Genomic DNA, 21,170 nt, shown 5'->3' with positions numbered 1-21,170 from the left:
ACTGCTCCACGAGCGTGAGGCCGGGTCGATGAGGACGGGCATGCAGATCATCAAGAAGGTGCTCAACTCGAGCGTCGTGCTCGTCGACGACGAGCGCGGCGTCGAGCGGGTGCTGCTGGGCAAGGGCATCGGCTTCGGTGCCAAGCCCGGCGACGTCGTCGACGAGGGCGCGACCGACCGGGTGTTCGTCGCGCTCGACGACGCGGATCAGCGCAACCTCGTCGAACTGCTCGCGCAGATCCCGGGTGAGTTCGTCGAGCTCACCCGGGAGATCGTGCGAGACGCGGTGGCGTCGGGTCTCGACCTCGACCCGCACATCTACCTCACGCTCACCGACCACCTCCACTTCGCCGTCGAACGGCACCGCCGCGGTCTCGTCGTGGTGAACCGGCTCGCCTGGGAACTGCGCACCGTCTACCCCGACGAGTACGCCGTCGGATCGCGGGGCGTCGACCTGCTCCGGGAGCGCATGCGCGTGGCGGTGCCCGACGAGGAGGCGGCGAACATCGCGTTCCACCTCGCCAACGCGGCCAACGGGCGGGCCGGTGCCGACACGATGCATGTCGTGCGGCTCATCTCGGCGGCGACCACGATCGTGTCGAACTCCACGGGGATCGCCTTCGGCGACGACCTGCATTCGTCGCGCTTCCTCGTGCACCTGCAATTCTTCGCCGAGCGGGTGTTCTCGGGTCGCATGCTCGAGAGCGACGACGGTTTCCTCTTCGAGAGCATGAGCCGGCGGCATCCGAGAGCGACGGCGACGGCCGAGCGCGTACGCGCGCTCGTGCGGACTCAGCACGACATCGAGATCTCCGACGAGGAAGTGGCCTACCTCGCCCTGCACGTCGCGCGGGCGGTGCCGAGGTGATCGCGCGTCAGTACCCGGCGCGAGCGGTGCGGTCGGCCTCGGGAACCCAGGCCGTGGCGAGCGCTTCCGAGCCGCGGGCCAGCAGCGCCACGTCCGCGCCGACGAGCAGGAAGTCCGCCCCGGCCTCGGCGTAGTCGCGGGCGAGCGCGGGGTCGAAGGCGTTGACGCCCACCGGTGTGCCCGACGCTCGGGCCTGGGTGAAGACCCGTCGGACGGCGGCGACGACGTCGGGATGGGTCTGCTGTCCGAGCAGTCCCATCGAGGCGGCGAGATCGCTCGGGCCGACGAAGACGCCGTCCACTCCGTCGACGGCAGCGATGGCCGCGGCGGCCTCGACCCCCGCGGCGGTTTCGATCTGCGCGACGAGCGACACGTGCTGCTCGGCCTCGGCCAGGTAGTCGTCGACGCGGTTCCAGCGGGCCGAACGGGCGAGGGCGGAACCCACACCGCGGATGCCGCGCGGCGGATAGTGCACCGCGCGCACGATCGCCTCTGCTTCGGCGGCCGACGACACCATCGGCACGAGGAGGTTCTGCGCGCCGAGGTCGAGCACCTGCTTGATGATGACCGGGTCGGCGGTCGGGACGCGGACGAGGGTGGTGACCGGCGCCGCGGCAGCGGCGTGCAGCTGCGCGAGGACGGACTCGAGTCCGTTGGGGGAATGCTCCATGTCGATGAGCAGCCAGTCGAGTCCCGCGCCGGCGCAGATCTCGGCGATCAGCGGCGACCCCGAGCACACCCACATGCCCGCGAGCGGGCGATCCGCGCGGGCGAGCGCGTCGCGGAAGGTCGGCTTCAGACGAAACGGCATGCGATCTCTCCCATCGGGCCATAGTCGCAGCGGACCTCGTCGCCGCGCGACACCCACATCGGCCGGGTGAACGATCCGGCGAGGATCAGCTCGCCAGCCTCCAGGCGTGCACCGTGCTGCGAGACCTTGTTGGCGAGCCACGCGACTCCCGTCGCGGGGTGTCCGAGCACGCCCGCCGCCACGCCGGTCTCCTCGATCTCGCCGTTGCGCGAGAGCAGCGCGGGCACCCACCGCAGGTCGATCTCGTCGGGGCGCCGCCGCTCGGCGCCGAGCACCATCGCGCCATAGGCGGCGTTGTCGGCGATCGTGTCGACGATCGTGCGGCCCTCGAGCTCGATGTGCGAGTTCAGGATCTCGAGGGCCGGGACGGCGTAGTCGATCGCATCGAGTGCGTCGTCGAGTGTGCAGTCGGGTCCCGCGAGCGGGCGGGCGAGCGCGAAGGCGAGCTCGACTTCGACGCGCACGTTCGAGAACCTCTCGGTCGCTATCTCGACGCCGGAGTCGAAGACGGTGTCGTCGAACATGACGCCGTAGTCGGGCTCGGTGATGCCGGTCGCCTGCTGCATCGCTCTCGAGGTCAGGCCGATCTTGCGTCCGACCAGGCGTCTGCCTGAAGCGATCATCCGATCGCGCCAGACGCCCTGGATCGCGTACGAGTCCTCGATCGTGGCGCCGGGATAGCGCGCCGTGATGCGCGGGATGACGCCGTGCGTGCGATCGGCTTCGGCCAGTTCGTCCGCGATGGCGGTGACGATGTCGGGGGAGAGCATGGGCGTCCTCTCAGAGCTGGTAGGAGATTAGAGCTGGTGGCCGAGCTTGTACTCGCCCTGCTTGTCCTCGGGCAGCCCGTCGTCGCCGGGCCGGGTGTACGAGAACCCGTCCGCCCCGATCGTCACGGCCATCTCGGAGTCGTCGGTGCGGGCGCGAAGCGGCTGGGGCTTCCCGTCGAGGTCGAGGACGAGGGAGGCCTCGGTGTACCAGGACGGCACGACGGGGTTGCCCCACCAGTCGCGGCGCTGGTTGTCGTGGACGTCCCATGTGATGACGGGATTGTCGGGGTCGCCCGTGTAATAGTCCTGCGTGTAGATCTCGACGCGGTGCCCGTCGGGGTCGCGCAGGTAGAGGTAGAACGCGTTCGAGACGCCGTGACGGCCCGGACCGCGCTCGATGGCGTCCGACCGGCGGAGTGCGCCGAGCTTGTCGCAGATCGCGAGGATGTTGTGCTTCTCGTGGGTCGCGAAAGCCACGTGGTGCATGCGGGGCCCGTCGCCGCCGGTCATCGCGGTGTCGTGGACGGTGGGCTTCCGCCGCATCCACGCCGCATACACGGTGCCCGCGTCGTCTTGGATGTCCTCGGTCACCCGGAACCCGAGCGACTGCATGAACTGCACGGCACGCGGGACGTCGGGCGTCACCTGGTTGAAGTGATCCAGACGAACGAGCTCGCCCGGTGTGTGCAGGTCGTAGCGCCAGGAGAGGCGCTCGACGTGCTCGGTCTGGAAGAAGAACTCGTACGGGAAGCCGAGGGGGTCCTCGACGCGCACCGCGTCGCCGATACCCCGGACGAAGCCGTCCGGCCGCCGTTCGACCCGGCAGCCGAGCTCGGTGTAGAACGCGACGGCGCGGTCGAGGTCTTCGGCTGATCGCACCCGGTACGAGAACGCTGCGACGGCGGCCACCGGCCCCTGACGCAGGATGAGGTTGTGGTGGATGAACTCCTCGGTCGAGCGGAGGTAGATCGCCGCGTCGTCCTCCTCGGTGACGTACAGGCCGAGTAGGTCGACGTAGAACTCGCGTGAGGCGGCGAGGTCGGTGACGACGAGCTCCATGTAGGCGCAGCGGAGGATGTCGGGCGCCGGTGCGGCCGGCGTGGGGATCGGGTCGTCGCAGGCGATCGGCGCCTCCGGGCTGACGAAGTATCCCGACGATGTGCGGGTCATCTGTTCGCGGTGGGTCATGACAGCGTCCTTGCTCTCGATGCGGGTGGGGCCGGCGGTTCCGGGCGGCGGCTCAGCTTCTGCCGAAGGTCGGGTTGTGGACCGCGCCGAGGGTGATGTGCACCGCCTGCTGGTTCGTGTAGAAGTCGATCGACCGGTAGCCGCCCTCGTGGCCGAGGCCCGACGCCTTGACACCGCCGAACGGGGTGCGGAGGTCGCGCACGTTGTTGGAGTTGAGCCACACCATCCCCGCCTCCACGGCCTGCGAGAAGGTGTGCGCCCGCTTCAGGTCGTTGGTCCACACGTAGGCGGCCAGCCCGTACTTCGTGTCGTTGGCGAGGGTGAGGGCCTCCGCGTCCGTGTCGAACGGGGTGATCGCGACGACCGGGCCGAAGATCTCCTCCTGGAAGATCCGCGCGGTGGGGGCCACGTCGGCGAACACCGTCGGGGCGACGAACGTGCCGCTCTCGAACCCCTCGGGGCGGCCGCCGCCGGCGACGAGACGGCCCTCGCTCTTTCCGAGCTCGACATACGACATGACCTTGGCGAAGTGCTCGGGGTGCACGAGCGCGCCCACTTCGGTCGCCGGATCATGGGGATAGCCGACTCTGACTCGCTTCGCTTGAGCGGCGTAGCGCTCGACGAACTCGTCGTATACCGAGCGCTCGACCAGGATGCGGCTGCCGGCCGTGCAGCGCTCGCCGTTGAGCGAGAAGACCCCGAAGATCGTGGCGTCGATCGCGGCGTCGAGGTCGGCGTCGGCGAAGACGATCGCCGGGCTCTTGCCGCCCAGCTCCATCGACAGGCCCTTCAGGTGCGGCGCCGCGTTGGCGAAGATCAGCTGCCCCGTCGAGCTCTCGCCGGTGAAGGAGATGAGGGGCACGTCGGGGTGCTTCACGAGGGCGTCGCCCGCGTCTTCGCCGAGGCCGTTGACGAGGTTGAACACTCCGGGCGGCAGTCCCGCCTCCTCGAAGATGCCCGCCCACAGCGACGCGGACAGGGGAGTGAACTCGGCGGGCTTCAGAACGACCGTGTTGCCGGTGGCGAGCGCGGGGGCGAGCTTCCACGACTCGAGCATGAACGGCGTGTTCCACGGCGTGATGAGTCCGGCGACGCCGATCGGCTTGCGGTTGACGTAGTTGATCTGACGCCCGGGCACCTTGTAGGTGTCGTCGGCCTGAGCGACGATCAGGTCGGCGAAGAAGCGGAAGTTCTCGGCCGCGCGCCGGGCCTGCCCGAGCGCCTGGGTGATGGGGAGCCCGGAGTCGAACGACTCGAGCTCGGCGAGGCGGGCGTCGCGCGACTCGACGAGGTCGGCGATGCGGTGCAGCACGCGCGAGCGCTCGCGCGGGAGCATCCGCGGCCACGGGCCATCGGCGAATGCGCGCCGGGCTGCTGCGACGGCCGCGTCGACGTCGGCCTTCTTGCCGGCGGCCGCCTGCAGGTACACGCGCCCGGTGACGGGGTCGAGCACGTCGAAGGTGCCGCCGTCGACCGAGTCGACGAGCGACCCGTCGATGTAGTGGCGGATGGCGCCGGGCAGGTCCGCGGGCGTGTGGGGGGCGGTGAGCGTCGTGTCGGTCATCTCGTGCGTCCTTGCAACGGGGGCGGTCAGAAATTGGGCAGGCCGAGCGCCTGATCGGGGTGCTCGTGGGTCATATAGGCGTCGAGAGTCGCGGAGCGGTGGCGTCGTGCGGCGTGCTCGATCTCCGTCAGCGGTGCTCCGCGTTCGATGAGCGCGACGATGTGCTCGTGCTCGCGCACCGACTCCTGCGCGCGGCCCGGCACGAAGCTGAACGTCGAGTCGCGCAGGTGTCCGAGCCGCGCCCACTCGGTCTGCACGAGCTCGAGCATCCGCGGGTTCGCGCACCGCTCGAACAGCACGGCGTGGAACTCCTGGTTCAGGCGCGTGAACGACCGCGGGTCGAAGTGGTCGAGCGATTCGGTCATCAGGTCGTTGATCTCGCGCGCGCGTCGGATGTCGTCGACGTCGAGCGCACGCGCGGCGAGCGCCGTCGCCGCGCCTTCGAGGATCGACAGTGCCTGCATGCTGAACCGGTACTGCGAGTCGTCGACCATCGCGACGCGGGCACCGATGTTGCGCTCGAAGGTCACGAGCCCTTCGGCCTCGAGCTGCCGGATCGCTTCGCGCACCGGTACGACGCTCATGTCGAGCTCGCCGGCGATCGTCCCGAGCACGAGCCGGTAACCGGGGGTGAACTCCTGTTCGGCGATGCGCTCGCGGATCCACTGGTACGCACGCTGCGACTTGCTCTGCGTCTCGGGCAGGGGAGGCGTCGGCGGTGTCATGCGCCGCGCTCGCCGTCGTACCGGGCTCGCCAGGCCGCGTTCATCGGGAACAGGCCGTCGACGGATGCGCCCTCCGCGACGCGCGCGGCGATCCAGGCGTCTTCGTCCTCCTGGGCGAGCGCGGCATCGACGACCTCGGCCACGAGAGCGGGCGGGATGACGATCACGCCGTCCGCGTCGCCCACGATGATGTCGCCGGGCTGGACGGTCGCGCCGCCGCAGGCGATGGTGCCGCCCGCCTCCCACGGGACGTGCCTGCGGCCCAGCACGGCCGGGTGCGGTCCCGCCGTGTAGACCGGGAGTCCGATCTCGGCGACGGCGGCGTAGTCGCGCACGCCGCCGTCGGTCACCACGCCGGCGGCTCCCCGGGTCTGGGCGCGGAGGGCGAGGATGTCGCCGAGCGTGCCCGACCCGGTCTCGCCCCGCGCCTCGATGACGATCACCTCGCCGGGCGAGACCGAGTCGAAGGCCTGCTTCTGCGCGTTGAAGCCACCGCCGTGACGGGCGAAGAGGTCGGCGCGGAAGGGCACGAATCGCAACGTGGCGGCGGTTCCGACGAGCGTGCGGCCCGGGTGCATCGGGTGCACACCGTCGATCGAGACGTCATCGAGACCGCGCTTGCGCAGCTGCTGAGAAAGCGCGGCGACGGGGACGCGCTCGAGCTTGGCGCGGAGGTCCGCGGTGAGAACGGATGCCGGTGCCTCGGGCAGCCCGGCCGCGGCGCGCGACCCCCAGGCCTCTTCGCGCTGGACGTCGTCGACCGCGGGCAGCGACCCGAGCGCGGGGTCGAAGCCGGCATCGGAGCGGGCCGCGACGGTGGTGACGAGTCGCCCGGAGGTGGCACCGGTGTCGAGCGCGTCGACCTCGACCTCGACGACGTCGCAGGGGCCGATGACCGACGAACCGGCGGGCGTGCCGGTCAGGATGACGTCGCCGGTCTCGAGGGTCAGATGCTGGGAGAGGTCGGCGACGATCTGCGCCAGGGGGAACAGCATCCCCGCGCTCGTGTCGTCCTGCACGAGCGTGCCGTTGACCCACGTGCGCACGCGGAGGCGCTCGGGGTCGATGCTGCGCGCATCGATGAGGTCGGGGCCGAGGGGAGTGAAGCCGTCGCGGCTCTTGGACCGCAGGTTCGACCCCTTGTCGGCGGCGCGCAGGTCGTAGACGCCGAGGTCGTTGGCGGCGGTCACTGCGGCGACGTGATCCCACGCCTCGGCGAGGCCGACGCGGTGGGTGTCGCGGCCGATGATCAGCGCGATCTCGCCCTCGAAGGCGAGCAGCTCGGTGCCGGTGGGTCGCTCGACCGTGCCGCCGGTGGTGGCGATCGAGCTCACCGCTTTCAGGAAGTACGAGGGGGCGGCGGGCGTGCGCCCGCGCTGGGTCGCCCGGGATGCGTAGCTCAGGTGGACCGCGATGACCTTGCCCGGTCGACCGGAGCTTCCTCGCTCTTGTCTCATATTCGAAATCGTATATGATCATCGCCAGCAGAACAACGCTGCAGACAACGACGTCGACACCTCGGGAGCACGAAGATGAGCACCCCCACATCCACACCCGGCCCGGCCGCGCGAAGCGGCTTCACCCCCACCGGGACGATCGCCACCACCGCCGACCGGCGCCGCGTGGTGTTCGCCACCGTCGTGGGGACCACCGTCGAGTGGTACGACTTCTTCATCTACGCCACGGCGGTTGGGCTGGTGTTCGGCCAGCTCTTCTTCGCGCCGCTGGGCGCCAACAGCGCGCTGATCGGTTTCGCCACCGTCGGCGTGAGCTTCCTGTTCCGCCCCCTCGGAGCTTTTCTCGCGGGGCACCTCGGCGACCGGCTCGGGCGCAAGCTCGTGCTGATGTGGACACTCATCCTGATGGGCGTAGCGACCGCTCTCATCGGCCTGCTGCCGACGTACGAGACGATCGGTCTCGCCGCTCCCGTCATCCTCGTGCTGCTGCGCATCGTCCAGGGCATCTCAGCGGGCGGGGAATGGGGCGGCGCGGTCCTCATGGCCGTCGAGCACGCCCCGAAGACGCGCCGTGGTGCGTTCGGGGCGTCGCCGCAGATCGGTGTGCCGCTCGGGCTGCTCCTCGCATCGGGCGTCATGGCGCTCATGGCCATGATCGCCCCGGGAGACGCGTTCCTGGCCTGGGGCTGGCGGGTGCCGTTCCTGCTGAGCGTGGTGCTCATCCTCGTCGGCTGGTACGTGCGTCGCCGCGTCGAGGAGAGCCCCGTGTTCACCGAGCTCGCCGAGCGCCGCGAGAAGGCGCAGATGCCGATCGTGCAGCTGTTCCGCAAGCACGCCGCGCTCGTGATCATCGCCGCGTTCGTCTTCGCGGGCAACAACGCCGTCGGCTACATGACCACCGGCGGATACATCCAGAACTACGCCACGAACCCCGACGGCCCCCTCGCCTTCGACCGCGAGCCGGTGCTGTGGGCGGTGGCCGGCTCGGCGGTCACCTGGCTCATCACGACGCTCATCGCCGGGTTCCTCTCCGACCGGATCGGGCGCCGGACGACCTACATCGCCGGCTGGATCCTCCAGCTCGCGGGCGTGTTCGCCCTCTTCCCGCTCGTGAACACCGGGAGCATCGGTCTCCTCTTCACCGGGCTGGCGATCCTGACGATCGGCTTGGGCCTGACGTACGGCCCGCAGGCCGCGCTGTACGCCGAGCTCTTCCCGGCATCCATCCGGTTCTCGGGGGTCTCGATCTCATACGCCATCGGCGCCATTCTCGGCGGCGCGTTCGCGCCGACCATCGCCACGGCGCTCGTGCAGGCGACGGGCTCGACGATGTCGGTGACGTGGTACCTGGCCGGGATGACGGTCCTCGGGCTCGTCGCGACGCTGCTCCTGCGCGATCGCAGCGGCATCCCGCTCGACCCCGACCACGAGGCCGAGCAGTCGGTCAGCCCGATCGTCGGCATCGGTCGACGCTGAGCGCGGCGGCGAGGAGGGGGCGCGATGCAGTTCCACCATCACGGCTACGTCTCGGGGGATCCCCGCGTGCAGCCCGCGGCCGGTCGCGGGCTGCACCGCTCGGCTGAGCTGCCCGATGAGACCGACGTCCTGATCGTCGGCTCGGGACCGGCGGGGATGCTGCTGGCGGCGCAGCTGTCGCAGTTCCCCGACGTCGACGTCCGCCTGATCGAGCGCCGGGTCGGGCGACTCGAGCTGGGGCAGGCCGACGGCATCCAGCCGCGCAGCGTCGAGACCTTCCAAGCCTTCGGGTTCGCCGAGCGCATCATGGCCGAGGCCTACAACATCGGCTGGATGAACTTCTGGGCGCCCGACCCTGCCGACCCGGTGCGCATCGTGCGCACCATGCGCACCGAGGACTACGCGCTGCGAATGAGCGAGTTCCCGCACCTGATCGTCAATCAAGCGCGCGTGCTCGACTACTTCGCCGAGGCTGCGGCGCAGGGCCCTGGGCGCGTCGTGCCGGACTACGGCGTCGAGTTCCTCGGGCTGACGGTCGGTGACGAGGGCGACTTCCCCGTCGAGGCGCGCGTCCGTCATCTCACGGGAGAGCGGGCGGGGGAGGAGCGCACGATCCGCGCGAAGTACGTCGCGGGGTGCGACGGTGCGCGCAGCCGCGTGCGCGACGCGATCGGGCGGGTCCACGTCGGTGAGGCATCCGCTCACGCGTGGGGCGTCATGGATGTGCTGGTGAACACCGACTTCCCCGACTGGCGGATCAAGTGCGCGATCAACTCGGCCGCCGGCAACATCCTGCACATCCCGCGGGAGGGCGGTTACCTCAGCCGCATGTACATCGATCTCGGCGCGGTGGCCCCCGACGACGACCACCGTGTGCGGCAGGCGCCGATCGACGAGATCATCCGGCGAGCTAACGCGATCCTGCATCCGTACTCGGTCGACGTGAAGGAAGTCGCCTGGCACAGCGTCTACGAGGTCGGACACCGTGTCACAGACGGCTTCGACGACGTCCCGGCGGGGGCCGAGCGTGCGCCGCGCGTGTTCCTCACCGGTGATGCCTGCCACACCCACAGCGCGAAAGCCGGTCAGGGGATGAACGTCTCGATGCAGGACGGGTTCAACCTCGGGTGGAAGCTCGGTCATGTCCTGACGGGGTTGGCTGCGCCGTCGCTGCTGTCCACGTACTCAGCGGAGCGGCGCCCCGTCGCGCAGCAGCTCATCGACTTCGACCGGGAGTGGTCGGCCCTCATGGCGCGAAAGCCCGAGGAGGTCACTGATCCGCAAGACCTCGCGACGCACTACCTGGCGACGGCCGAGTTCCCCTCGGGCTTCCGAACGCGCTACGCACCGTCGGTGATCGTCGCCGACGGTGCCCACCAGGAGCTCGCTTCGGGCTTCCCGATCGGCATGCGCTTCGCCTCGGTCGAGGTCGCGCGCGTCGCCGACGGCAACGCGGTCCACCTCGGTCACCATGCCCGCGCCGACGGGCGGTGGCGCATCTACGCGTTCGCCGATGCCCCGTTGCCTGGCGCGCCCTCGGCCCTCGACGACTTCGCGCGGTGGCTGGCGTCGCCGGTGTCGCCGGTGTCCGTGCACACCCCCGCGGGCGCCGACGTCGATGCGGTGTTCGACGTCAAGGTCGTGTACCAGCAGCGGTACGACGAGATCGAGCTGCCGCTCGTGCCCGACGTCTTCCGTCCGAGCACGGGCCCGCTCGGCCTGACGGACTGGGAGAAGGTGTTCGCCGCGGCGCCGAGCGCGTGGCACGATTCCGACATCTTCGACGAGCGGGGGCTCTCGCGAGACGGGGTCGTCGTGGTCGTCCGCCCCGACCAGTATGTGGCCGCCGTGCTGCCGCTGACCGCGACGGACGAGCTCGCCCGCTTCTTCGCGGCAGCACTGCTGCCGCGCTAGGAGTTCACGCGCAGGATCTCCTCCTGGTACGGCGCACGGATCTGCGCCGACACCCGCAGGTCGAGCAGGAGGAACGGCCGCTCATCGGCGGGGCGATCGCGCCACCGGGCGAGGGCGTCGAGATCGTCGAGTGCGCGCACGACGACGCCCTCACCGCCGACAGCGCGGCACAGCGCGGCGAAGTCGACCTCGGGGATGAGCATGGGGGCGGGCGCGAGGCCCTGTGCGCCGTAGAGGTGCACCTCGGCGCCGTACGCGCGATCGTTCCACACGACCGCGAGGCCGCGGCCGCCCGCGACCCGCACCGCGGACTCGAGGTCGCTGACGGCCATGAGTCCGCCGCCATCACCGGTCGTCAGCACGATCGTCGCGTCGGGGCGGGCGCGAGCCGCGCCGGGGACGGAGGGGAAGCCGAGTCCGATCGACTGATACGCCGTGCCCACCATCATCATCCGGTCGGGCGACGACACGGGCCAGTACATGTTCGCCCACCCGATGAAGTGTCCGCCGTCCGACACGACGACGCGGTCCTCGGGCAGCAGCTCTCCGATCCGCCGCGCGGCGGACCGGGGGTCGAGGCGCCCATCGGGGGCGAGAGCGTCGCCGGGGTGGTGGTCGCGCAGGTCGGCGATGTCGAGCGATTCGCGCCAGCCGCTCGCGGGAGCACCGATCGCGGTGAGCTCGTCGGCGATCGCCCGGGCGGCGAGGGCCGCGTCGGCGCGCACGTAGAGCCCGACATGCGGATGCGTCGCCGTGGGGGCCGTGTCGATCTGTGCGACGGTCGTCCCGGGTGAGAACAGGGCGCCGAACCGCATCGTGAACTGATTCAGCGACGCGCCCACGACGACCACGACATCGGCTTCGCGGATGAGGTGCATCGCGCCCTCGGCGCCGAAGCCGCCCGTGACTCCGAGGTCGAACTCCGGGCGGGGGAAAAGGCCGCGTCCGAGCGCGGTGGTCGCGGTCACGGCGCCGGTGGCGTCGGCGATGTCTCCGAGTGCTCGTCCCGCTCCCGCGAGCCAGCCGCCCCGGCCGGCCAGGATGAGGGGGCGCTGCGACGTCGCGAGCGCGCGGGCGATCTGTGCGACCGTGCCCGCCGCGAACGGTGTGGTCGGAGCCGGTGCTGCGCTGTGCCGCGGCTCGGGCGTGTCGGTCAGCGGCCCGGCGTCGGCCTTCGCGACGTCGTAGGGGATCGCCAGGACGACGGGGGCGGAGTACGCGAGGGCGTGCTCGATCGCGATGATGGTCGTGGCGGCGGCATCCGTTCGGCCGACCGTGTACGTGCGGACCCCGACCGCCGAGGCGAGGGCGATCTGGTCGACGTCCCACGGGCGCGGTCCCGACGTCGGCGCGTCGCCGACGACCAGGACCAGCGGGGTGCGTGCCTGAGCCGCCTCGGCGAGCGGCGTCAGGGTGTTCGTGAAGCCCGCGCCGTACGTCGCGGTCGCTGCCGCGAGGCCGCCTCCGGCACGGTAGTGGGCATCGGCGGCGACCACGCCGCCGGCTTCATGGCGAAGCGCGGTGAAGGTGACGCGGGGCGAACGCTCGAGTGCATCGAGCAGATGGGCGTTGCCGTTGCCCATCACGCCGAAGACGTGCGATACGTGTCGGGCGAGGACTGCGGAGACATGCGCGGAGACGGAGGGCATGGCGATGCCTTTCGAGACGGGACGGTGATGGAGGCCGTATGTGTCTCACGCGCGGATGCCGCTTCGTGCCCATTTTTCGAGCACCGACGGCAACGCCGCCGCCGGACGTTCCGATTATAGGAACGACCGACGACGGCGTGAAGTGTGCGGTGCGGTGCGGGTCAGGCCGGGACCTTCAGCCGCGGCACTCCGGCGGTCACGGGGCGCAGCTCCCGCTGCGGGGCCTCGGGGATCTCCTGATCGAGAGCCACGATGAGACCGGCGGACGACGTCGCGGCGTTGGCCATGTCGCGGACAGCGGCCGGGTTGAGGACCTCCATGTCGGCGCTTCCGAAGACGAAGCGCAGGGGGATCGACGGCTGCAGCCAGATCGACGAACGACCTCCGTCGCCGGTCCACGACATCATGAAGCTCTCGTTGCGCCGGAGCTTGGTCGCGATGACGACCTTCAGGTGCGCGAGCAGGCGGTCCGGGATCTCGATGCGGGTGTCGGAGTTTCCGTAGTGGAGCTGTCCCATGCTGTCCTCCTGAGATCGTCGATGAGAGAGGAAAGTGTTGGTTCCCTCGTTAAGTATCTAGCCAGACAAGACACTTCCTGTCAATTCTTAGATCTTATGTATCTCACGATCTGTGAAAGACAGAATCTGTCAAGCCGGACTAGTGTTCTAGGATGCTGTTCGTGAGGAGGTGGCAACCCGATGCCTCAGAACGTCGTCCGTCATGAAGGACTTCATCTCTACGCGGACCAACCCCGCGATGAGGTCGGCCGTCGGTTGAGCGATGCCGTGCTGCGCCTGCGGCGCGCCGAGCAGGTGCAGGCGGGTCTCGCCGTGCGGGCGTCCGAGCTGTCGGCGATCGACCTGACGGCGCTGCGGTACCTCGTCCAGGGTCACCGGGACGGCCGCGACCTGGGCCCGAAGGACCTCATCGTCATGCTCGCCACCTCGAGCGCGACCGTGACCAACGTCGTCGAGCGCCTCGCATCGAAGGGCCTGGTCGAACGCGTCCAGCACCCCAGCGACCGCCGCGCGCACTACCTCGTTCCCACGGAGGCGGCGATCGAGCGGGTGGATGCCGCCTTCGCCGCCCATCACCGCGCGATCGTCACCGTCATCGATGAGCTCGACGCCGACCGGGCCGCCATCGCCGCCGAGGTCATGGACCTGCTCGCCGCCGCCCTCGACGACGTCGCCGGACGCAGCGCCTGACGAGCCTGAACATGCCGGGGGCCGGCTCCACCTCGGTGGATGCCGGCCCCTGGCTCATTGCGTTCAGCTGATCTCGTGGTCAGCTGTCTTCGCCCTCGGCCTGCGAGGGGTGTCCCGTAGCCTCCTCCGGGGCTTCGCCCGTGTCGGGGTGTTCGGGGTCGGCACCTTCGGCCTGACTGGGCTTCGCGTCGTCTCGCGACATCGACGGTCTCCTTCCGGGATGGGCTTGTCGTCCCCTGGCTATCACGCTTGCCAGGTCGTCGCCATCCCCTCGCCCCGGTCGGGGCGACGTGCTTACGGTCGGCCCATGTCCGACTCATCTGAACCCCTGACCGACGAGAACGACCGCCGTGAAGAGCTGCTGCGCGCCGGCGGCTCGACCGAGGCCGACGCGGCACCACGTATCGAGACGAGCGAGCACGATGGTGTGACGCGCATCGACATCGCCGAGACCGCCGCCGTGCGCCCCGGCCCCGGCCCCGGCACGCCCGAAGCCGACGGCGACGGATCGGAGGAGGCGCGATGAAGGCACTCACCTGGCAGGGGCGCCGCAACGTCTCGGTCGAGAACGTGCCCGATCCCGAGATCCTCGAGCCGACGGACGCGATCGTGCGGATCACGTCGACGGCGATCTGCGGGTCGGATCTGCACCTCTACGAGATCTTCGGGCCGTTCATCGACCGCGGCGACGTGCTCGGCCACGAGCCGATGGGCGTCGTCGTCGAGGTCGGCTCGGCGGTGACGAACCTCGCGGTCGGCGACCGGGTCGTGGTGCCGTTCAACATCTCATGCGGCCACTGCTTCATGTGCCGGAGGGGACTGCAGTCCCAGTGCGAGACGACCCAGGTGACGGAGTACGGCAGCGGTGCGTCGCTGTTCGGCTACACGAAGCTGTACGGTCAGGTTGCGGGAGGGCAGGCCGAGTACCTCCGCGTGCCGCTCGCCGACTACAACCACATCCGGGTCGGTTCCGACCTGCCCGACGACCGTTACCTGTTCCTCAGCGACATCCTCCCGACCGCATGGCAGGGCGTCGAGTATGCCGACGTGCCCGACGGCGGGACGCTCGCCGTCATGGGCCTCGGTCCCGTGGGGCAGTTCGTCGCTCGCGTCGGCGCGCATCGCGGCTACCGGGTGCTCGCGGTCGATCCTGTCGCCGAGCGGCGTGCGATGGCCGAACGACACGGCGCGGAGGTGTTCGACCTGACCGACTCGGTGGTCGACGAGCTCCGTGATCTCACCGACGGACGTGGCGCGGACGCCGTCGTCGACGCGGTCGGCATGGAGGCGCACGGCAACCCGGCCGTCTCGACCGTGCACAAGGCGTTGGGCCTGCTGCCCGACGCTCTGGCGCAGAAAGTCATGGAGACCGGCGGACTCGACCGGCTCGCCGCGCTCCACTCGTCGATCGACCTGGTGCGCCGCGGCGGCACCGTGTCGATCAGCGGCGTGTACGCGGGCGAGGCCGACATGATGCCGATGAAGACGATGTTCGACAAGCAGCTGAGCCTGCGGATGGGACAGTGCAACGTCAAGCGCTGGATCGATGACCTGCTGCCCCTCGTGGAAGATCCCGCCGACCCGCTCGGGGTCATGGATCTGACGACCCACCGCGCGCCGCTGGCCGACGCGCCGGACCTCTACGAAACTTTCCAGAAGAAGGAGGACGGCTGCATCAAGGTGGTGCTGCAGCCGTGACCTCGCCCCGGAGAGGAGACCGCCGTGTCGCGTAACGTCCGGCTCATGCACTGTGCACCCGAGGATGTCTTCGCGGTCCTGAACGACGGCTGGCTCTTCCCGGCCTGGGTCGTCGGCGCGTCGCGCATGAGAGACGTCGGCGAAGCGTGGCCGCAGAAGGGCTCGAAGCTGCACCATTCCTTCGGAGTGTGGCCCTTCGTGATCGACGACAGCACCTCGGTGCTCGAGTTCGACCCGCCCCGACGCATGGTGCTCCAGGCGCGAGGGTGGCCGGTCGGCGAGGCCCACATCACCATCGACGTCAAGCCGCGGGGCGACGACTGCGTCGTGCGGCTGCAGGAGGTCGCCGCGGAGGGGCCGGGCTCCCTCATCCCGCAGCCGCTCCTCGATCTGCCCCTCCACGTGCGCAACGCCGAGACGCTCCGGCGGCTCGCGCACCTGGCGGAGGGCGGCGCGGGACGGTGACGACCGAGTACGACGCCGTCATCGTCGGCTCGGGGCCGAACGGACTGGCGGCGGCCGTCACCCTCGCCCGCTCGGGACTGAGGGTGGCCGTCTTCGAAGCGGAGGACCACTTCGGCGGCGGCGCGGCGACGGGTGAGATCACCCTTCCGGGGTACCGGCACGACCTCTGCTCGGCGGTGCACCCGCTCGCGTTCGAATCAGCGTTCTTCCGCGAGTTCGGACTCCGTCGGCGGGTCGAGTTCGTCGTGCCGGAGGTGTCGTACGCGCACCCGCTCGACGGTGGGGCGGCCCTGGCCTATCGCGACCTCGACCGCACCGCCGACGGCCTGGGCGTCGACGGCCGCGCATACGCACGACTGATGGCCCCCCTCGTCGACCGCGTGCGGGGGATCGCCGATTTCACGGGTGGCTCGCTGCTGCGCGTGCCCGGTGATCCGATCGCCGCGGCCTGGTTCGGGGCTCGCACCCTCGAACAGGGGACGGCGGCATGGAACCTGCGGTTCCGCGAGCAGGCCGCACCGGCGCTCGTGTCGGGGGTCGCGGCCCACACGATCCTGGGTCTGCCCACGCTCGCGGCGGCCGGTGGCGGACTCGCGCTCGCGACCTACGGCCACGCTCGGGGGTGGCCGATCCCGGTGGGCGGCAGTGGCGCCATCGTCGCGGCGATGGTCGACGACATCCGCGCCCACGGCGGCCAGCTCTTCGCGAGTCGCCGCATCAGCTCGCTCGACGAGCTGCCCTCCGCGCGTGCGCTTCTGCTGGATGTCACCCCGCGAGCCCTCATCGGGATGTCGGGTGAGCGGATGCCGGCGCGCTACCGCCACCGCCTCGAGCGCTTCCGCTATGGCGACGCCGTCGCGAAGGTCGATTTCGCGCTCTCGGCGCCCGTGCCGTGGCGCGATCCGGACATCGCGCGCAGTGGCACGGTGCACGTGGGCGGCACGCGGTCGGAGATCGCGGCCTCGGAGAACGCGGTGCGGGCGGGTCGCCTGCCCGATGCGCCATACGTGCTGGTCGCCCAGCCGTCGCTGTTCGACGAGAGCCGCGCGCCGGCCGGCCACCACACGTTGTGGGCGTACACGCACGTCCCCGCGGGCAGCGACGTCGACCGCACGGAGGCGATCGTGCGTCAGATCGAACGCTTCGCGCCGGGCTTCCGCGACACGATCCTCGGCACACGCTCCGAGACCGCGCGGCAGGTGGCGACCCGTAACCTGAACTACCCTGACGGCGACATCTCCGCCGGTGTGCCGTCGCTCGACCAGTTGATCGCGCGGCCCGTGCTCGCCCGCGACCCGTGGCGAACGCCGATGACGGGGGTGTACCTCTGCTCGTCGTCGACGAGTCCGGGGCCGGGTGTGCACGGCCTGGCGGGGTGGTGGGCGGCGCTGAGCGCGTTGCGGCACGAGTTCGGTGTGCGCACCCGGCCCGACCTGTCGCCGCGTCTCTAGGGTCGCGATGTGTCCGAGTCAAGCGGAAGTGCGTCGATCCGCCGCGCTCTTACAGTGGACGGATCATCGTCGTCTGCGGGAGGTTCCATGGTGAGCGGTTCGTCCGAGCCCGAATCCGTCGCGCGTGCGGTCGAGCGTCTGCGGTTGGCCGAAGCCAGTCTGGCTCGGCGTCGGCAGAGCGACTGCGGTCCGAGTGAGACCGCGCGCGCCGCGATGCGCGTCGTCTACGACAGTGCGGATGCCGGCAAGCGCGTCACTCCGACCGATATCGCGGCGACGCTCGGCATCTCGACGCCGACGGCCACCACGATGCTGAAGCGACTCCACGACGGGGGACTCGTCGCGTTTCAGCGGAACCCCGACGACGGCCGGAGCAAGTACGTCGTCCCGACCGACCGCAACGCCGACGTCGAGGGCGTCGATCCGCTCACGGTCCGTGTCCGCGACATCGCGCGCGGGCTCGACGAGGAGACCGCCGCCAAGCTGGCGACCCTTCTCGACGCGATCGCGGAGGCCGTCGACGAGGAGTGCCGCTGAGGCACGCGGGTCGTCAGGCGTCGGCGGTCGCCGGCTCCGGGATCACACGGAGGCCGTTCGCCCCGCCCGCCTCGAGCATGAGCGCCTCGACCCAGTGCCGGTTGATCGTCGGCGGTCGGCTGCCGCTGAAGAGGAACACCATCGGCACCGCCGGATGCACCCAGACGCTGAACAGCCCACTGTCGGTCGAGCGATGGAACATGAAGGGCTCGTTGCGTCGCAACTTGTTCATGAAGACCACCCGCAGGTGCGCGAGCAGACGGTCCTCGACGTCGAACGTCCGCCCCTGGCTTCCGTAAACGAGTGTTCCCACGGACGCGAGGCTAATCGCGGGTTCCGGCCTAACTAATTCCGGTTAGTTAGGCGAACTAGTTAGGCCGTGTTGCTCGTGCGTAAACCCCGCGTGAACTTCTGTCAAGCGGCTAGGTGCGGCGGGCCCGGGGCGCGACACTCGGTGAAGAGCGACAGGAGTGGTCATGGTTCTGGATATGTCACCGATCGCCCGCAAGCCCAGCGCGGTGCGCCTGGCCACATCGGGAGCGCTTCGTCAGCTACCCACTCGGCGCCCCGAGCCCGCGAGCGCGCAGGCGGATGTCCGCTGGGAGCTCGTCGACGTCGACCGCTACGAGGTGCGCGAGGGCGAGGTCGTCCTCGGATTCATCGACGTCGTCGGCGCCGTCTTCGTCGCGCTCGGCGGCCCGTGGTACTCGGCCGCGGTCGAATTGCGGCAGACGCTGCGTTTCGACGAAGCGGTGCAGACGCTGCGTTCGACCCGGCGCCACTGACGGCGCTCGGAGCCGAGGCCGCGGCCTTCTAGGCTGAAGGCATGATCCGGATCGCGACCGTCGGCACGAGCGTCATCACCGACGCGTTCATCGGCGCGGCATCCCGCACCCCCGGCATCGAGGTCGCCGCGGTCTCCTCGCGCGACGGTGCGAAGGCGCGCTCGTACGCGGATCGTCTGGGCGTGGCCGGGGCGTTCGCGGGCCTGGACGCGGTCCTGGCCGACCCCGGTATCGACGCGGTCTACATCGGGTCGCCCAACTCGGCGCACGCACCGCAGGTCGCAGCCGCCATCGCAGCCGGAAAGCACGTGCTCGTCGAGAAGCCCGCGGTCGCCTCCGCCGCCGAGTGGGACGACCTCGTCGACCGCGCCCGGCGTGCCGGGGTGGTGCTGATCGAGGCGATGCGCACGGCATACGATCCGGGCATCGGGGCTGTTCGCGAGCAGCTGGGATCGCTCGGAGTCCTCCGTCGCGCTTCATTCCATTACGCCAAGCGGTCCTCGCGCTACGACGCCGTGCTCGCCGGAGAGACGCCGAACATCTTCGACCCCGCGATGGGCGGAGGTGCGCTCGCCGACCTCGGCGTCTACGGCGTGCATGCGGCCATCCTGCTCTTCGGTGAGCCCGCACAGGTCTCCGCGTCGGCGGTGACGATCGCCACCGGCGCGGACGGCGCCGGTCTCGCGGTGCTGCGGTACCCGGGACTGGTCGTCGACGTCGGATACTCGAAGATCACGACCGCGGTCCGGCCGAGCGAGATCCAGGGCGAGAGCGCGACGCTCCTGATCGATCATCTGGCCAGCCCGCGCCGCGTGACGCGACTCGGGGCCGGCGGCCCCGAGTCGGAGTGGACGTCCGAGGCGCCCGTCGACACTCTCGACGGTGAGGTCGCTCGTTTCGTGGAGCTCGTCGGCGGTGGCGCCGCCCCCGACGACGACCAGGTTCGGACATCGGCTACGTTGCGCACCCTCGAGCGCATTCGTCAGGCGGCCGCCGCCTGACGCATCCGTCGAGCGTGGTGTCAAGGCCCTGGGGTTCCGTGGCCGCTCGACGCAGGCTCGAATCATGCAACACTCGGGACTGCGCTGGGATGAGATCGCTGAGGATGCCTGGCGGGTATGCGATCCCGCTCGCCCGGCCTCGGATGCCGACGCCGTCGTCGCCTACGTCGAACGGCGCCGCGACGGTGTCTACGAGGTCGTGTGGCTCTGCGGGACCGCGGGGACGGAGACGTTCGTCGCGATCGGTGAGGCGGCGTTCGCCATCGCCGCCCGCCATGCCGCGTCGCGCCGGGCGGGATCGCCGCTGGCGACCAAGCCGTTGCCCATCGCGCACCGGCCTCCGCTTTCGCCGGCGTGAGGCGCGACCGCGGTCAGTCTCGCATCCGATCGATGAGCAGTCCCACGGCCGCGTTCACGCTGTCGTCGATGACCTGCTCGGGTTCGCCGTCGAGCTCGAGCAGCACGTGCCCGGTGTCGTCGCCGGCGCTCCACCCGAGGTAGACCGTCCCCGGCTCATGTCCGTCGTGGGGCTCCGGTCCGCCGACGCCGGTCGCCGACACTGCGAGGTCGGCTCCCGTGAGCTCGCGGACGGCCCGCGCCAGCTGTTCGGCGCACTCGGGGGAGCAGGGATCGATGCCCTCGGCCAGATCCAGGACCCGGTGCTTCGTCTCGAGTCGGTAGGCGACGACCCCGCCGGCGAACCAGTCGCCGGCGCCCTCGGCGGCGCCGATCGTCGCGGCGAGGTTGCCCGAGGTCAGTGATTCCGCCACGGCGATCACGGTGCCGGTCTCCTGCGCGCGGCGGGCGAGTTCGTCGATGTGTGTCATGTCTCCTCCTGGGGCGACCCTAAGCACCGCGCGGCGCCGGGGGCGCGGGGATTGTCCGGAAACCGGTGCGGTGATACGTGCGCCGCACCTGCATGCAGAATCGGGACTTTAGTCCTAGTTCGGCGGGGAGTAAACGCGAGAAAGTTATGTGGTCAGACCACATACGACGAAGGAGACAGAAATGACCACGCACGCGGTCCACGCAGCCATTCCCCGCACGGAGGCTCGGACCCGCACCCAGGCGATCGCCCGCCAGGACGAGATCGTGACCTCGCTCACCGGACGCCGCACCCTCGCTGCGCTGCGCTATGCGACCGGCTTCATCTTCCTCTGGGCGTTCCTCGACAAGCTGCTCGGCCTCGGTTTCTCGACGCCGTTCGAGCGGGCGTGGATCAACGGCGGCACGCCGGCGCAGGGCTTCCTCAACAGCCCTGCCGTCACCGGCCCGCTCCAGCCGTGGTTCCAGGGCATGGCGAGCCCGCTCGCCGACGTCCTGTTCATGGGCGGCATGCTCGCCATCGGTGTCGCGGTGATGTCCGGGATCGGACTCCGCGTCGCCGCGGTCGCCGGAAGCCTCGTCATGCTCCTGATGTATCTCGCCGAGTGGCCGTTCGCCTGGGGTGCCGCATCCACCAACCCCCTCGTCGACTACCACATCGTCTACGCGCTCGCGCTGATCGTGATCGCCGTGCTCCACGCCGGCGACACCTGGGGCCTCGGCGCCATGTGGAAGAAGCTGCCTCTCGTGCAGCGCTTCCGGTGGCTCGTCTGACATC

24 protein-coding genes are annotated in these 21,170 nt (G+C 70.3%); 13 read left to right on the top strand and 11 right to left on the bottom strand.

The genetic code is table 11. From position 1 onward, the window contains the following. Positions 1-40: 40 nt before the first annotated feature. Entirely contained in the window at positions 41-868 is an 828-nt protein-coding gene (locus ACU6RU_RS02145) for a PRD domain-containing protein (protein WP_446725779.1), read from the top strand. Between the two features lie 7 nt (positions 869-875). Here ACU6RU_RS02145 and ACU6RU_RS02140 read toward each other — a convergent pair whose 3' ends face one another. Genes ACU6RU_RS02140 through ACU6RU_RS02115 form a run of 6 tightly spaced genes read right to left on the bottom strand, consistent with a single transcriptional unit; the run spans position 876 to position 7,383 of the window. Further along, entirely contained in the window at positions 876-1,679 is an 804-nt protein-coding gene (locus ACU6RU_RS02140; RefSeq protein WP_446725778.1) for an HpcH/HpaI aldolase family protein, read from the bottom strand. Then, positions 1,664-2,449: a 2-keto-4-pentenoate hydratase gene (locus ACU6RU_RS02135; protein WP_120263424.1), complete on the bottom strand. Its 786-nt coding sequence runs from the start codon at positions 2,447-2,449 to the stop codon at positions 1,664-1,666. The genes ACU6RU_RS02140 and ACU6RU_RS02135 overlap by 16 nt, the downstream gene beginning before the upstream one ends. A 27-nt stretch (positions 2,450-2,476) precedes the next feature. Then, positions 2,477-3,637, bottom strand: a complete 1,161-nt coding sequence (hpaD, locus tag ACU6RU_RS02130) for a 3,4-dihydroxyphenylacetate 2,3-dioxygenase (RefSeq protein WP_446725777.1) — start codon at positions 3,635-3,637, stop codon at positions 2,477-2,479. Between the two features lie 52 nt (positions 3,638-3,689). After that, complete coding sequence (gene hpaE / locus ACU6RU_RS02125) at positions 3,690-5,201, bottom strand: 5-carboxymethyl-2-hydroxymuconate semialdehyde dehydrogenase (protein ID WP_446725776.1); 1,512 nt, start codon at positions 5,199-5,201, stop codon at positions 3,690-3,692. Positions 5,202-5,227: 26 nt separating this feature from the next. Further along, positions 5,228-5,926 carry a GntR family transcriptional regulator gene (locus tag ACU6RU_RS02120; protein ID WP_446725775.1) on the bottom strand — a complete coding sequence of 233 codons (699 nt, stop codon included), beginning with the start codon at positions 5,924-5,926 and terminating at the stop codon, positions 5,228-5,230. After that, positions 5,923-7,383 (bottom strand): fumarylacetoacetate hydrolase family protein, encoded by a 1,461-nt coding sequence (locus tag ACU6RU_RS02115; RefSeq protein ID WP_289330921.1) that lies wholly within the window; start codon positions 7,381-7,383, stop codon positions 5,923-5,925. Before ACU6RU_RS02115 ends, ACU6RU_RS02120 begins: the two co-directional genes overlap by 4 nt. A 75-nt stretch (positions 7,384-7,458) precedes the next feature. Here ACU6RU_RS02115 and ACU6RU_RS02110 point away from each other — a divergent pair, with 75 nt between their 5' ends. Both ACU6RU_RS02110 and ACU6RU_RS02105 read left to right on the top strand, forming a co-directional pair. Beyond that, the gene (locus tag ACU6RU_RS02110; RefSeq protein WP_120263419.1) at positions 7,459-8,859 is read left to right on the top strand and encodes an MFS transporter; all 1,401 of its coding nucleotides are present in this window, start codon (positions 7,459-7,461) and stop codon (positions 8,857-8,859) included. A 24-nt stretch (positions 8,860-8,883) separates the two neighbouring features. Beyond that, entirely contained in the window at positions 8,884-10,773 is a 1,890-nt protein-coding gene (locus ACU6RU_RS02105; RefSeq protein WP_446725774.1) for an FAD-dependent monooxygenase, read from the top strand. On the opposite strand, the gene ACU6RU_RS02100 is transcribed toward ACU6RU_RS02105, so the two are convergent. Together ACU6RU_RS02100 and ACU6RU_RS02095 are read right to left on the bottom strand one after the other, a co-directional pair. Next, positions 10,770-12,422 carry a thiamine pyrophosphate-binding protein gene (locus ACU6RU_RS02100; RefSeq protein WP_446725773.1) on the bottom strand — a complete coding sequence of 551 codons (1,653 nt, stop codon included), beginning with the start codon at positions 12,420-12,422 and terminating at the stop codon, positions 10,770-10,772. The two genes, ACU6RU_RS02105 and ACU6RU_RS02100, sit on opposite strands and share 4 nt — an antisense overlap. A 161-nt stretch (positions 12,423-12,583) precedes the next feature. Beyond that, positions 12,584-12,940, bottom strand: a complete 357-nt coding sequence (locus ACU6RU_RS02095) for a DUF7882 family protein (RefSeq protein ID WP_120263416.1) — start codon at positions 12,938-12,940, stop codon at positions 12,584-12,586. 180 nt (positions 12,941-13,120) lie between these two features. On the opposite strand from ACU6RU_RS02095, the gene ACU6RU_RS02090 reads away from it, so the two are divergent. Beyond that, entirely contained in the window at positions 13,121-13,630 is a 510-nt protein-coding gene (locus tag ACU6RU_RS02090) for a MarR family winged helix-turn-helix transcriptional regulator (RefSeq protein WP_120263415.1), read from the top strand. Between the two features lie 79 nt (positions 13,631-13,709). Here ACU6RU_RS02090 and ACU6RU_RS02085 read toward each other — a convergent pair whose 3' ends face one another. Next, positions 13,710-13,832: a hypothetical protein gene (locus ACU6RU_RS02085; RefSeq protein ID WP_023952386.1), complete on the bottom strand. Its 123-nt coding sequence runs from the start codon at positions 13,830-13,832 to the stop codon at positions 13,710-13,712. A gap of 105 nt (positions 13,833-13,937) precedes the next feature. Here ACU6RU_RS02085 and ACU6RU_RS02080 point away from each other — a divergent pair, with 105 nt between their 5' ends. From ACU6RU_RS02080 to ACU6RU_RS02060, 5 genes are all read left to right on the top strand, one after another. Beyond that, positions 13,938-14,156, top strand: a complete 219-nt coding sequence (locus ACU6RU_RS02080; RefSeq protein ID WP_120263414.1) for a multidrug transporter — start codon at positions 13,938-13,940, stop codon at positions 14,154-14,156. Then, positions 14,153-15,328, top strand: a complete 1,176-nt coding sequence (locus ACU6RU_RS02075; protein WP_120263413.1) for a zinc-dependent alcohol dehydrogenase — start codon at positions 14,153-14,155, stop codon at positions 15,326-15,328. Before ACU6RU_RS02080 ends, ACU6RU_RS02075 begins: the two co-directional genes overlap by 4 nt. Positions 15,329-15,352: 24 nt before the next feature. Then, a complete protein-coding gene (locus tag ACU6RU_RS02070; protein WP_289330925.1) occupies positions 15,353-15,793 on the top strand; it encodes an SRPBCC family protein in 441 nt (146 codons plus the stop codon). Then, positions 15,790-17,244 carry a phytoene desaturase family protein gene (locus tag ACU6RU_RS02065; protein WP_289330926.1) on the top strand — a complete coding sequence of 485 codons (1,455 nt, stop codon included), beginning with the start codon at positions 15,790-15,792 and terminating at the stop codon, positions 17,242-17,244. Before ACU6RU_RS02070 ends, ACU6RU_RS02065 begins: the two co-directional genes overlap by 4 nt. Positions 17,245-17,334: 90 nt before the next feature. Beyond that, positions 17,335-17,781 carry a MarR family winged helix-turn-helix transcriptional regulator gene (locus ACU6RU_RS02060; protein WP_183045307.1) on the top strand — a complete coding sequence of 149 codons (447 nt, stop codon included), beginning with the start codon at positions 17,335-17,337 and terminating at the stop codon, positions 17,779-17,781. Between the two features lie 13 nt (positions 17,782-17,794). Here the strand turns inward: ACU6RU_RS02060 and ACU6RU_RS02055 are convergent, their stop codons facing one another. Then, positions 17,795-18,094: a DUF7882 family protein gene (locus ACU6RU_RS02055; RefSeq protein ID WP_120263409.1), complete on the bottom strand. Its 300-nt coding sequence runs from the start codon at positions 18,092-18,094 to the stop codon at positions 17,795-17,797. A 163-nt stretch (positions 18,095-18,257) separates the two neighbouring features. Between ACU6RU_RS02055 and ACU6RU_RS02050 the strand changes: the two genes are divergently transcribed. The 3 genes from ACU6RU_RS02050 (at position 18,258) to ACU6RU_RS02040 (ending at position 19,925) form a co-directional block, all read left to right on the top strand. Next, positions 18,258-18,566 (top strand): hypothetical protein, encoded by a 309-nt coding sequence (locus ACU6RU_RS02050; protein WP_259455241.1) that lies wholly within the window; start codon positions 18,258-18,260, stop codon positions 18,564-18,566. A 41-nt stretch (positions 18,567-18,607) separates the two neighbouring features. Continuing rightward, positions 18,608-19,567 carry a Gfo/Idh/MocA family protein gene (locus ACU6RU_RS02045; RefSeq protein WP_446725772.1) on the top strand — a complete coding sequence of 320 codons (960 nt, stop codon included), beginning with the start codon at positions 18,608-18,610 and terminating at the stop codon, positions 19,565-19,567. Positions 19,568-19,631: 64 nt separating this feature from the next. Then, a complete protein-coding gene (locus ACU6RU_RS02040) occupies positions 19,632-19,925 on the top strand; it encodes a hypothetical protein (protein WP_120263406.1) in 294 nt (97 codons plus the stop codon). Positions 19,926-19,938: 13 nt separating this feature from the next. On the opposite strand, the gene ACU6RU_RS02035 is transcribed toward ACU6RU_RS02040, so the two are convergent. After that, a complete protein-coding gene (locus tag ACU6RU_RS02035; protein ID WP_120263405.1) occupies positions 19,939-20,394 on the bottom strand; it encodes a CinA family protein in 456 nt (151 codons plus the stop codon). A 181-nt stretch (positions 20,395-20,575) separates the two neighbouring features. Between ACU6RU_RS02035 and ACU6RU_RS02030 the strand changes: the two genes are divergently transcribed. After that, the gene (locus ACU6RU_RS02030; RefSeq protein ID WP_220700897.1) at positions 20,576-21,166 is read left to right on the top strand and encodes a DoxX family protein; all 591 of its coding nucleotides are present in this window, start codon (positions 20,576-20,578) and stop codon (positions 21,164-21,166) included. Positions 21,167-21,170: the final 4 nt, after the last annotated feature.

It is taken from the genome of Microbacterium sp. F1-18, assembly GCF_052921305.1.
This window is presented reverse-complemented; position numbering and strand designations above follow the sequence as displayed.

Coding starts and splice junctions, on each gene's coding strand:
- ACU6RU_RS02140 (WP_446725778.1), bottom strand. CDS start 1,679: ATGCCGTTTCGTCTGAAGCCGACCTTCCGCGACGCGCTCGCCCGCGCG.
- ACU6RU_RS02040 (WP_120263406.1), top strand. CDS start 19,632: ATGCAACACTCGGGACTGCGCTGGGATGAGATCGCTGAGGATGCCTGG.
- ACU6RU_RS02030 (WP_220700897.1), top strand. CDS start 20,576: ATGACCACGCACGCGGTCCACGCAGCCATTCCCCGCACGGAGGCTCGG.
- ACU6RU_RS02115 (WP_289330921.1), bottom strand. CDS start 7,383: ATGAGACAAGAGCGAGGAAGCTCCGGTCGACCGGGCAAGGTCATCGCG.
- ACU6RU_RS02135 (WP_120263424.1), bottom strand. CDS start 2,449: ATGCTCTCCCCCGACATCGTCACCGCCATCGCGGACGAACTGGCCGAA.
- ACU6RU_RS02045 (WP_446725772.1), top strand. CDS start 18,608: ATGATCCGGATCGCGACCGTCGGCACGAGCGTCATCACCGACGCGTTC.
- ACU6RU_RS02105 (WP_446725774.1), top strand. CDS start 8,884: ATGCAGTTCCACCATCACGGCTACGTCTCGGGGGATCCCCGCGTGCAG.
- ACU6RU_RS02075 (WP_120263413.1), top strand. CDS start 14,153: ATGAAGGCACTCACCTGGCAGGGGCGCCGCAACGTCTCGGTCGAGAAC.
- ACU6RU_RS02085 (WP_023952386.1), bottom strand. CDS start 13,832: ATGTCGCGAGACGACGCGAAGCCCAGTCAGGCCGAAGGTGCCGACCCC.
- ACU6RU_RS02145 (WP_446725779.1), top strand. CDS start 41: ATGCAGATCATCAAGAAGGTGCTCAACTCGAGCGTCGTGCTCGTCGAC.
- ACU6RU_RS02080 (WP_120263414.1), top strand. CDS start 13,938: ATGTCCGACTCATCTGAACCCCTGACCGACGAGAACGACCGCCGTGAA.
- ACU6RU_RS02095 (WP_120263416.1), bottom strand. CDS start 12,940: ATGGGACAGCTCCACTACGGAAACTCCGACACCCGCATCGAGATCCCG.
- ACU6RU_RS02100 (WP_446725773.1), bottom strand. CDS start 12,422: ATGCCCTCCGTCTCCGCGCATGTCTCCGCAGTCCTCGCCCGACACGTA.
- ACU6RU_RS02090 (WP_120263415.1), top strand. CDS start 13,121: ATGCCTCAGAACGTCGTCCGTCATGAAGGACTTCATCTCTACGCGGAC.
- ACU6RU_RS02035 (WP_120263405.1), bottom strand. CDS start 20,394: ATGACACACATCGACGAACTCGCCCGCCGCGCGCAGGAGACCGGCACC.
- ACU6RU_RS02120 (WP_446725775.1), bottom strand. CDS start 5,926: ATGACACCGCCGACGCCTCCCCTGCCCGAGACGCAGAGCAAGTCGCAG.
- hpaD (WP_446725777.1), bottom strand. CDS start 3,637: ATGACCCACCGCGAACAGATGACCCGCACATCGTCGGGATACTTCGTC.
- ACU6RU_RS02110 (WP_120263419.1), top strand. CDS start 7,459: ATGAGCACCCCCACATCCACACCCGGCCCGGCCGCGCGAAGCGGCTTC.
- ACU6RU_RS02050 (WP_259455241.1), top strand. CDS start 18,258: ATGGTTCTGGATATGTCACCGATCGCCCGCAAGCCCAGCGCGGTGCGC.
- hpaE (WP_446725776.1), bottom strand. CDS start 5,201: ATGACCGACACGACGCTCACCGCCCCCCACACGCCCGCGGACCTGCCC.